This window comes from Sinisalibacter lacisalsi (assembly GCF_014640115.1).
GTDB classification, from domain to species: domain Bacteria; phylum Pseudomonadota; class Alphaproteobacteria; order Rhodobacterales; family Rhodobacteraceae; genus Sinisalibacter; species Sinisalibacter lacisalsi.
Genome location: NZ_BMGI01000003.1, coordinates 503,924 through 514,171, shown reverse-complemented (window position 1 = coordinate 514,171; position 10,248 = coordinate 503,924). Strand labels below are relative to the sequence as shown.

Sequence of the window (10,248 nt, the reverse complement as noted above, 5' to 3'; positions counted from 1 at the left end):
GACGCTTCCTGCCGACACGCCACGCTTCGCCACGAGGTCGAACGCACTGGTGAAAAATAGCAGAAGCCCGCAGAAAAGTCTTTTCGATCTCATCCGTGCTGTGGAGCTTCGAGCGCAGGCTCTCGTCGAAGGCCATGTAGGCCAGCACGTCATGCTCCGCGTCATCCATCAGCTCGGCGACATCCCGGAACCGCTCGCGCAGGCTGTCTGCGACCTCGCGCCAGCGGGCATGGGCCTGGTCGCGGTCCTTCTCGGCGAAGACGGTCTTCACCACCGCGCTGACCACGGGCTTGTGGGTCTTGCCTACGCGGGCCAGGAGGTTGCGCTGGAAGTGAACCCGGCAGCGCTGCCATCCTGCGCCAAGGACCTTGCGCGCGGCGGCCTTCAGGCCCTCATGGGCGTCGCTGATCACCAGTTGCACACCGCGCAACCCGCGGCGCGTGAGAGACCGCAGGAAGCCGGCCCAGAACGTCTCGGCCTCCGAGGGCAGGACCGTGACGCCGAGGATCTCGCGTCGGCCGTCCGTGTTGACTGCGACGGCCACTATCACCGCCATCGAGACGATGCGTCCGCCCTCACGCAGCTTCACGTAGGTGGCGTCGAGCCAGAGGAAGGGCCAATCGCCTTCCAGCGGGCGGTTCAGGAACGCCTGCACCCGCTCGTCGATCTCCTCGCACAGCCGCGAGACCTGGCTCTTCGAGGTGCCCGTCAGCCCCATCGCGCGCACCAAATCGTCGACAGCCCGCGTGGAGACGCCGTGGATGTAGGCTTCCTGGATCACGGCCATCAGGGCTTTCTCGGCCGTCCGGCGCGGCTCCAGGAACGTGGGGAAATAGCTCCCCTTGCGCAGCTTCGGGATGTTCAACCCAATGGTGCCTGCCCGAGTATCCCACTGACGCGGCCGGTAGCCGTTGCGCTGGTTCTCCCGGTCCGGGCTGCGCTCGCCATGCCCCGCGCCGCAGACAGCGGCCACCTCAATGTCCATCAGCCGCTGCGCGGCGTCCTGGATCAGGTCCCGCAGGAAATCCGCGTCATCGCTCTTGGCGATCACGCCCGCAAGGTCGATCATGGTCTCGGTCATCGTGCTCTCCTTCGTTGTCATCGGTCTTTGAACAACCTCAGACTACGAAGAAGCGCGGTGGCCGCCAGACCCGGCCGCGCGCTGCGCTGCGCCAAAAGGCTCCGCGCGCGGCCTCTTACACCACCCCGAGGGGCACAACCGTAGAAGATCGTGAAGAAATCTTTCCCGTCGTAGACCCGGGTCCCGCGGCCGATGATCTGCTTGAACTAGATCATCGAGGTGATGGGGCGCATCAACACGATGTTGCGGATGTTGCGCGCGTCGACGCCTGTCGAGAGCTTCTGGGAGGTCGTCAGGATCGTGGGGATGGTCTTGTCGTTATCCTGGAAGTCGCGCAGGTGCTGCTCGCCGATGGCCCCATCGTCGGCGGTCACGCGGTGACAATAGTTCGGATCTGCGCTGATCTTCACCTGGTTGATCAGGTCGCGCACCAGCGCGGCATGAGCCTGGGTCGCGCAGAAGACGAGGGTCTTCTGGCGCTGGTCGATCTGCCCCATGAACTCCTCGACCCGCGCCAACTCGCGTTCGGGGATCCGGATGATCCTGTTGAAGTCGGATTCCGTGAACCGTTGCCCGACCTCGACCTCGCCCTTCAGGATCTCGTCGACCGGGTCGTAAACATACTCGTCGATCGTCGAGGCCATCTGGCGCACCTTGAAGGGCGTGAGGAACCCGTCCTCGATCCCGTCCTTGAGCGCGTAGGTGTAGACCGGCTCGCCGAAGTAGTCGTAGGTGTCGGCGTTGTGTTTGCGCTTGGGCGTGGCGGTCAGGCCGAGCTGTACCGCGGGGCTGAAGTGATCCATGATCGCGCGCCAGGTGCTCTCGTCGCTCGCGCCGCCCCGGTGGCACTCGTCGATCACGATGAAATCGAAGAAATCCTCCGGATAGCCTTTGAAGGTGGGCTCGCCCTCGCCCGTCATGAAGGTCTGAAAGATCGTGAAGAACACGCTGGCATTGGTGGGCGGGCGTCCACCGTGGCGGCGCAGGGCTGCCGGGTCTATCCGCGTCACGGCAGTGGGATCGAAGGCAGAGAAGGCGTTGAAGGCCTGATCGGCGAGAATGTTGCGATCGGCGAGGAAGAGGATGCGCGGGCGGCGTGTCGGGGCGCCGGTCAGGCTCCACTTGGCGTGGAACAGCTTCCAGGCGATCTGGAAGGCGATCGAGGTCTTGCCCGTGCCCGTGGCGAGAGTGAGCAGGATGCGCTTGTCACCGTGGGCGATCGCTTCCAGCGCCGCGTTGATGGCCAAGTGCTGATAGTAGCGCGGCTCCCATTTGCCCCCGGCCGTCTCGAAGGGCACAGCCCCGAAGCGCAGCCGCCACTCGTTGATCTCGCCGAAGGTCCGATCCCAGAGATCATCCGGCGAGGGAAAGGGTAGCGCAAGATCGTCATCCTCCGCGCCGGTCTCCATGTCGCACTGGAACCAGCGCAGGCCGTTGGTCGAGAAAGCGAAGCGGGAGCCGAGGCGCTCGGCGTATTCCTTGGTCTGCCCCACGCCTTCGCGATGGCTGAGACCGGCTCGCTTGGCTTCGAGGGTGGCGAGCTTGTGGCCGCGGTATTCCAACACGTAATCGCAGGTCAGGCCCTTGCCCCGCTGTCCGCCCGACATGATGCGGCCCGGGCAGATCACCTCACGCCGGATGCGCGACCCGGCGATCTTGCCCCAGCCGGCCTCGGCCAGCACCGGGTCGATCCGGTTCGCGCGTGTGTCGGCTTCTGTCTCGTTGCTTGAACTCAATGCACTCTCGATGACTCGCGTCTGATCTATGATTTCGTCAATGCCTCGCGCAGGCGCTCCCCGGCCGCGACGGCCAGCTTGTGGAGCTGCTCGAAATCGTCGGGTGGATTGCCATCCTCGAGCATGCTCCTGAAAGTTGCATAGGCATCGGTCTTCTTCCCGTATGCCCGTAATGTGCCTTCGTCGTTCACCCAGGCAAGCACAATCACCTTCATGGCGCTGTCGAAGCGGTAAAACAGGCGATATTGCTGGAAGAACTTCGCGCGGAACCAGTGCTTGCGGTGCGGGCCGAGGGTATCGCCCTGCCGGAACTGCGGCGCCGAAGGGTCGGCGGGGATGACCTCGGTCGCGAGCTTGTAGATCGCGGCAAGGCGTTTCGCGCTGTTGTGCCCGGTGTATCCCGTGGGGTTCTTGCGCTTGCGGTCCTCGACCTCCTCGATCAGCGCCTCGAGTTGGTCGAGAAACAGAGGATGGGCGTAGATCGACCAGCCGTTGACGACGATCGGGGCTGCGTCAGCGGTCATTCGTCGTCGGGCGACAGGGGCGCATCGAGGTCAACCTCGACATCACCGACGAGGGAGGCAAGACGATCCTTCAGCCCGCCATCGAAGGCCCGAAGATGGCCAGGGTTGGTGCGGATGTCGGTTTCGAGCAGGTCGAGGAACGCGCCCAGAGCCGGATCATCGCCGGTATCGCGGTCGACCTCGATGAAAACGCGCCCGTCGTCGGAAATGCTGTAGCGCAGCCGGTCGCCTTTCTTGAGGTTCAGCTGCTTGCGCACGCCGCTCGGCACGGTCGTCTGATACCGGTCGGTGAGTTTCGAGGTTTCTACGGCCGTTGCGACCATGTCGGGCTCCCTTGCCACTTGAATTGCGTCAACACGGGGGAAGGTAATGCAAACGCATTACCAAATCAACTCCCTCAAGCGCGGTCTGAGACGGTTCATGTGACGAGTTGTCCGGAGAAGGCCTTCTCGAGGAGGGATTGGCGGAGGTCGTCGAGGTCCGCGAGGGTACGATTGTAGCTATCGGTTAGCGTTCTCGTATCTCGCTCCAAGCGAACACCCAGCTCTGCAATCCTCAGTTGCGCATCCATCGGCGGGATCAGATGCTCAAACCTACGTTGCATAGTGATAGGAACTTGGTTTCGCGTCGCTTGCGACATTACTGCTTCATACTGACGCTTGAAACCAGCACTCCGCATTTCGAAGACAAGGAACTCGGGTGAAATCTCAGCCTCATCGCAACGGTAGTAGGTCAATGACGTACTCAAGATCACCTTCGGCTCATCTGTAGACAGCAAAGCAACCGGCCCAACGGTCGCGTTGTGTGCAAAGATAACATCCCGGTCACGAGCAATCCCTTTCCGAAGCGCATCCGCTCGGTGCGGGGTGAGATACTTGCAACGGCTCATGTCAATCACATCGCCATCTATGCAGTTGGCGGAGATATACGGGATGCCGTCTCCGACAAACTCGGCCTTTCGTGGGTAATTGCTCCCGTGGTTTCCGTCGAGGTGACCTTTAATCCAGCCTTTCTCCAAGAGCTTGGCGAGGGATATTGGTTCCCCACCAGCTTCTCGCAGTGCACTTTCAATGGCTACTTCAAACAACTCCCGCGCGTTCTGGAGGTTGGCTGCAGCGTGGGCGCGGGCGCGGGCCAGACCCTCGAAGGCCTCATCCAGAACCGCAACGATCCGCCGTTGTTCTTCGAGGGGCGGGAGGGGGACCGCCAGTTCCTTGTAGGACTTGAAGTCCAGATTCCGGATGCCCGTTGAACGCGATTGGAGACCTTCAGTCACTCCAGAGGCGTGCCACCAGTTCAGAACCTGGTGTAGGTATGCAGGCACTACCTCGGACCGGTCAGCGATGCGGATCACACTCGTAAAGTTGCTGAACGAGAAAGTGCCCTCATCTACATTGAACAACACCACCCGTCCGACCGGTTGCTTTGGCCCGCCACCAGACCGTTCAAGGATGATGTCGCCCCTCTGGAGCCGGCGTTTCTGAAGGTGCTTGGTCTCAACTTCGATCTCGGCGACATCATCCAGCGACAACACGCCGTGTGGGCGGAAGTTGGTGTTCCTGAGAACTTTCGCCGTTGTGAACGGTCCTTTCTTCCCCTTCCAAAGGCCATTTGAAAACGTAGCGATCTCAGAAAGTGGCTTCATCTTCCAGCCGTCAACGAGAATGCCCTTCACAGCATCCCCCGGATCTCTTCCAAGATCGCCGTCGTTTCCGCATCCCGCGCCAGCATGTCGGCGATGATCTCCTCGGGCGCGCGCAGGGGCGCCGCCTCGGGGGCGTTCGGGTTCTTCACCGAGAGATCACAGGTCGCCTCGTCCAGATCGGCCCGCTTGACCGTCCAGCTCTTCGGCCCATCGGCGAAGGTCTTCTGCAACTCGACGAACTCGGCGAGGTCGGCATCGTTCAGCGGGTTGGTCTTGCCAAGGCTGCGCCCCGGATCGAGCTGGTAATACCACGTCTGCCGCGTGGGCGCGCCCTTCTCGAAGAACAGGACCACCGTCTTCACCCCGGCGCCCTGGAACGTGCCCTGCGGCAGATCGAGGATGGTGTGAAGCTGGCAGCTCTCCAACAGATCACGGCGCAGCGCCACGCTGGCGTTATCGGTGTTCGACAGGAAGGTATTCTTGATCACCACCGCCCCGCGCCCGCCTGCCCTGAGCTTGCGGATGAAGTGCTGGAGGAAGAGATAGGCCGTCTCGCCGGTGCGGATGGGAAAGTTCTGCTGCACCTCGCGCCGCTCGCTGCCGCCAAAGGGCGGGTTGGCAAGGATGATGTCGTGGCGGTCCTTCTCCTGGATATCCATCACGTTCTCGTTGAGCGAGTTGGTGTGGAGGAGGTTCGGCGCCTCGATCCCGTGCAGGATCATGTTCATGACACCGATGATATAGGCGAGCGACTTCTTCTCCTGGCCATAGAAGGTGTCGGCCTGCAGCGTCGCCCAGTCGGAGGCCGAGAGATCGTCGCGGCGCATGTGAGCGTAGGCCTCGCACAGGAAGCCCGCCGAGCCGACCGCGCCGTCGTAGATCGTCTCGCCGATCTTCGGGTCGGTCACCTTGATCATCGCACGGATGAGCGGGCGCGGCGTGTAGTATTCTCCCCCGTTGCGGCCGGCGTTGCCCATGCGGCGGATGCGCGTTTCGTAAAGCTGCGACAGCTCGTGTCGTTCCGCCTGGGTGTTGAAGCTGAGCCCGTCGACCACCTCGAGCACGTCGCGCATGATGTAGCCGGAGCGAAACTTGTTGCGCAGCTCGGTGAAGACCTCGCCGATCTTGTAATGGATCGTCCGGGGTCCATCGGCGCTTTCGCGAAAGGAGGCGAGGTAGGGGAAAAGCTCGCCATCGACGAAGCGGATCAGGTCATCACCGATGCGGGCCGTGTTGTGGTCGAACTGGCCGTTGATCTTCGGGGCGGCCCAGTTGTTCCAGCGGAAGGCGCCGTCGATGATCGGCACGTAGGCTTCGCCGTTCAGCTCGGCCTCGTCGCGACGCTCGCTTCCCAGATCATGCAGATACTTGAGGAACAGGACCCACGAGGTCTGCTCGACGTAATCCAGCTCGTTGGCAATCCCCTCTTCGGCGCGAAGCAGGTTCTCGATGCTGTTGAAGGCGTTCTCGTACATGGTTCCCCGCACACCGACCCGTTGCGTTATCGGTGTCAGACCCGGGCGGGGAAGGCAAGACTGCGGCGCATGTAGAGGGTGAAGGATCGGGCGCGGGGCGACTCAGGTTGCCAGATGATGATCGCGCCATTCAAACGCGGCAAACCGAGCCTTCAGGGGCCAATTCCGCAACGGAAAACTGCTACGAGAAGCTGTTACGATCTCGGCGGGCAGGCTAGCCTAAGTCGTTGATTTCATTTACTTTAGTGGAAATGGCTGGGGTGGTAGGATTCGAACCTACGGTACACGGTACCAAAAACCGCTGCCTTACCACTTGGCTACACCCCAACGGTGCGCGTGTTCCTACTCAAAGCCTCAGGCCCGCGCAACCCAAAAATGCGGCGCCTCGGGCACCTACTCCTGCCGCGACGAAACCGTCAGCAGGTCATTGGTTTCGGTTCCCCTCCGCTCTTCGTCGACCATCCGTTCAAGCTCGTGTTCGGCGATCGCGGGCGCATCCTGCACGGTGTCGTCCGCCGCTGTCGCAGCGCCGCCACGCGGGGTGAGAGGCGCGGCCTGCAGGGGCGGCACCGGCACCTCGCTGCTTGCCTGCGTCAGCAACCGGTAGGTCGGCTCCGGCATCTCGATACCGGCGTTGTCGAAGGCGATCAGCAGTTGCCTTATCGCCTCCGAGCGCGCCGAGAACAGCCCGGTCTCGCGTTGGTCGATCCAGCCGACCACGCTCATCCCGATGTCGGAGCCGTTCAGCGTCGTCGTCCAGGCCATCGCCGTCGGCGTTGTCAGAACGAAGGGCAGGGCCGCCACCGTCTCTTCCGCAAGCGCCTTTGCCGCCACCAGGTCGGTGCCATAGGCGACGCCGAAATCGATCTTGAAGCGCCGCTCGGCGTTGCGCGAATAGTTGACGATGCGGCTCTTGTAGACCGTCGCGTTGGGAATGCGGATGTGGTTTCCGTCCCACGAGAGCAGGATCGTCGCCCGGCTGGTGAGCCGGATCACCTTGCCCTCGTCACCGTCGATCTCGATCGCATCGTTGGGGCGGAACGGCTGGCGGATCGAGAGCAGCACCGAGGCGATGAAGTTCTCGACCGTGTCCCGCACCGCGAAACCGATGGCGAGGCCGACGATCCCGGCGGCGCCAAGGATCGTCGACAGCAGCGCTGAAGCTCCGAGAATGTCGAGCCCCACGATGATGCCCGCAACCACCGCCACGAGCTTGATCAGGTTGCGGTAGATCTCGGCAATGAAGGCATTCGGCGCGATATTGTCCCACGGCCGGCGCAGGCGGGCGATGAAATATCCAAACCAGACCACCAGCGCGAAGGCCACCAGCGCCACGCCCACCAGCGGCAGGAAGGCCACCGCCTGCGTCACCCGCGCCACCAGCCGTTCCCAGACCGGGGTGAGCCGCTCCGTCACCGAGGTCGAGAGCCTCACCTCGTTGTCGATCGCGACAACACCGTCGACCCGGCCCACCAGGCGATCGAGCTGTTCGACGCGGCCGGCATCGAGCATGGTCCCGCGCAAGAGAACCACCCCCGCCTTCACCGTCACGGTCACATCTTCGTAGCCATCGAGCTGGTGGATGATATCGCGAATACGATTGGCGATGGCGGCATCCGATTCCGCCTGCCGCGCCGCGCTCGCGCCCTCCTCGGTGGTGATCGTCCCGTCCTGGGCCAGGACCGGCACCGAGACAACGAGCGCAAAACACAGGAACAGAAAACGGATGGCGGTCATGGGGCACCTCTTCGAACGCGCCGAGATTAGCCAGATGCGGGCGGAATTCCAGCCCGCATCAGCACCCACGCCTGCGGCGGGGTCAGCCGAGAAGATCGCCGAGGTCTTCCTTGCGGGCTTCCTCGTAGTGATCGAAGACGCTGGTGAACCAGGCCGTGCCCCGGCTCGCCCCGGCCAGCGCGTTGAACAGCGCGTCCTCCGCCGCCATCGGCAGCAGCGCCTGGAACACGTCCCACCCGGCGGCGCCGTCATGCGCCTCGAACCCGAGCACCTGCCCCTTGAGGCCTGAGACGACCGGCACCAGCCCGCCGGAGAAAACGCTCGGCACGTGGATGTCGATCTTCATGATCGGCTGCAGAAGCACGGTGCCGACCTCGGCCAGCGCCTCCTTGATCGCGTTCTTGCCGGCGGTGCGGAAGGCGAAATCGGAACTGTCGACGGAGTGGCTCTTGCCGTCTTTCAGCTCCACCGCCACGTCGACCACGGGAAATCCGTTCGGCCCTTCCGCCAGAGCCTCGCGCGCGCCCGCCTCGACCGAGGGGATGTAGTTGCGCGGCACCGCCCCGCCCTTCACGCTCTCGGAAAACACGAAGCCCGCGCCGCGCGCGTCGGGGCGCAGTTCCACCACGACATCGGCGAATTGCCCCGCCCCGCCCGATTGCTTGCGGTGGCGGTGGTGCACCTCGGTGCCGCGCCGGATGGTCTCGCGCAGCGCCGGGGGCACCGGCCCGTCTTCCACCTCGATGCCGAAATCCTCGGCGAGCTTGCGGATCAGCCGGCGCAGGTGCAACGGCCCCTGCGTGGCCAACACCGGGTTGCCGGTGCGCTCGTCCTGGCTGGCCACCAGCCCCGGGTCAATCTCCACCAGACGCTCGATCGCGGTCGAAAGCCGGGCCTCGTCCTTTTCATGCACCGGCGTGATGATCCGGCGGAAAGCCGCGCCATGGCCGCGCGCCCAATCCGGCAGCGCCTGCGCCCCGGTGGCGGTGAAGGCCAGGCCGGCGCCGAGATGGTCGGTCTTGACCGTGAGGCCGATCGCGCCGGGCGCGAGGCTGGCAAGGCCGGTCTTGGTGTCCAGGTCGGTGAGCGAGCCCACGTTGCCGCCGCCCAGCGCCTGCCCACCGGACACCGTGCCGCCGATGGCGCGCAGAAGCACGGTCTTGCCAAGGTGCTTGACCACGTCCGCCAGCGCGCCGACGGCCACCGCCTCGCCCGCCAGCCGCGCCGCCGCCACCTCGACCCCGGGGGCCTCGTGGCGCAGCGCCTTCATCAGCCGGGTGATGCCGTTGCGATGTTCCGCCGAGCCGAGGAAGGCCGGCACCAGATCATGGCGCTGCAGGGTTTTCGAGGCGACCTCGTAGACCTCCTCGGGCAGGATCTTCTTGTCCTCGATGATCTCCTCGAGCAGCGCATCGTCGAAATCGGCATAGCTTTCGAGCAGTTCCGCGCGCGCTTCCTCCTCGCGGGGGCGCAGGTTCGCGGGGATCTCGGTCAGCGTCGAAGGTTCGCCGTCGTGGAATTTCCACGCCCGCTCCGAAACCAGGTCGACCACGCCGACGATCTCTTCCCCCTCGCGGATCGGCACCTCGCGCAGCACGATATGGTGGCGCGAATAGGCCTGCAGCGCCGACACGGTCTCCGACATCCGGCTATCGGGGGTGTCGGCCTTGTTGATGAACAGCAGCGCGGGCACGTCCGCTTCCTCGATCATCCGCAGGTAGGGCGCGGCCAGAACCGCCGCCTCGGCATCGGCGGGCACGCAGAGCACGACGGCATCAGAGGCCGCCAGCGCGGCCCCGATCGGCGCGAGGTTCTCGGCACCGCCCGCGATGTCGATCGCCGCCCAGGTCTCGTCCATGAACCCGAAAGTCCGCACGCCGGCGACCCCGGGCACATCGAACGCCATGCCCGCGCTCCCATCGAGCCCGACCAGCGCCTCTACGAGTGTGGATTTTCCAGAATGCGACGGGCCCAGGACGGTGAAAACTCTCATCGGGGATTCTCCTTCGGAATGAATGTCCAACCTTAGCGGCTTCAGCGCGCGTGGCCT

Annotated in this window: 7 protein-coding genes, 1 tRNA gene and 1 pseudogene; all 9 read right to left on the bottom strand. The window is 64.0% G+C overall.

Annotation, left to right across the window (positions count from 1 at the left end; translation table 11 throughout):
- Positions 1-1,081: IS256 family transposase (locus tag IEW01_RS12015; RefSeq protein ID WP_188527933.1), on the bottom strand; the 1,081-nt coding region annotated here is incomplete at its 3' end.
- Positions 1,082-1,224: 143 nt separating this feature from the next.
- A pseudogene (gene hsdR / locus IEW01_RS12010) lies at positions 1,225-2,817 on the bottom strand (EcoAI/FtnUII family type I restriction enzme subunit R); the annotation flags it as partial.
- 26 nt (positions 2,818-2,843) lie between these two features.
- On the bottom strand, positions 2,844-3,341 hold the full coding sequence (locus tag IEW01_RS12005) for a type II toxin-antitoxin system YhaV family toxin (RefSeq protein ID WP_188527931.1): 498 nt from the start codon (positions 3,339-3,341) through the stop codon (positions 2,844-2,846).
- Positions 3,338-3,664 (bottom strand): type II toxin-antitoxin system PrlF family antitoxin, encoded by a 327-nt coding sequence (locus IEW01_RS12000; RefSeq protein WP_188527929.1) that lies wholly within the window; start codon positions 3,662-3,664, stop codon positions 3,338-3,340. The genes IEW01_RS12005 and IEW01_RS12000 overlap by 4 nt, the downstream gene beginning before the upstream one ends.
- 95 nt (positions 3,665-3,759) lie before the next feature.
- Entirely contained in the window at positions 3,760-5,016 is a 1,257-nt protein-coding gene (locus IEW01_RS11995) for a restriction endonuclease subunit S (protein ID WP_188527927.1), read from the bottom strand.
- Positions 5,013-6,461, bottom strand: a complete 1,449-nt coding sequence (locus IEW01_RS11990) for a class I SAM-dependent DNA methyltransferase (protein ID WP_188527925.1) — start codon at positions 6,459-6,461, stop codon at positions 5,013-5,015. Before IEW01_RS11990 ends, IEW01_RS11995 begins: the two co-directional genes overlap by 4 nt.
- 252 nt (positions 6,462-6,713) lie before the next feature.
- A tRNA-Gln gene (locus IEW01_RS11985) sits at positions 6,714-6,788 on the bottom strand.
- 66 nt (positions 6,789-6,854) lie between these two features.
- Positions 6,855-8,198 carry a mechanosensitive ion channel family protein gene (locus tag IEW01_RS11980; protein WP_188527923.1) on the bottom strand — a complete coding sequence of 448 codons (1,344 nt, stop codon included), beginning with the start codon at positions 8,196-8,198 and terminating at the stop codon, positions 6,855-6,857.
- A gap of 82 nt (positions 8,199-8,280) precedes the next feature.
- Positions 8,281-10,191: an elongation factor G gene (locus IEW01_RS11975; protein ID WP_188527922.1), complete on the bottom strand. Its 1,911-nt coding sequence runs from the start codon at positions 10,189-10,191 to the stop codon at positions 8,281-8,283.
- Between the last annotated feature and the right edge of the window lie 57 nt (positions 10,192-10,248).

What these genes read in the sequence shown, in the direction of transcription:
- IEW01_RS12000 (WP_188527929.1), bottom strand. Translation starts at nt 3,664, where the DNA reads ATGGTCGCAACGGCCGTAGAAACCTCGAAACTCACCGACCGGTATCAG.
- IEW01_RS11975 (WP_188527922.1), bottom strand. Translation starts at nt 10,191, where the DNA reads ATGAGAGTTTTCACCGTCCTGGGCCCGTCGCATTCTGGAAAATCCACA.
- IEW01_RS11990 (WP_188527925.1), bottom strand. Translation starts at nt 6,461, where the DNA reads ATGTACGAGAACGCCTTCAACAGCATCGAGAACCTGCTTCGCGCCGAA.
- IEW01_RS12005 (WP_188527931.1), bottom strand. Translation starts at nt 3,341, where the DNA reads ATGACCGCTGACGCAGCCCCGATCGTCGTCAACGGCTGGTCGATCTAC.
- IEW01_RS11980 (WP_188527923.1), bottom strand. Translation starts at nt 8,198, where the DNA reads ATGACCGCCATCCGTTTTCTGTTCCTGTGTTTTGCGCTCGTTGTCTCG.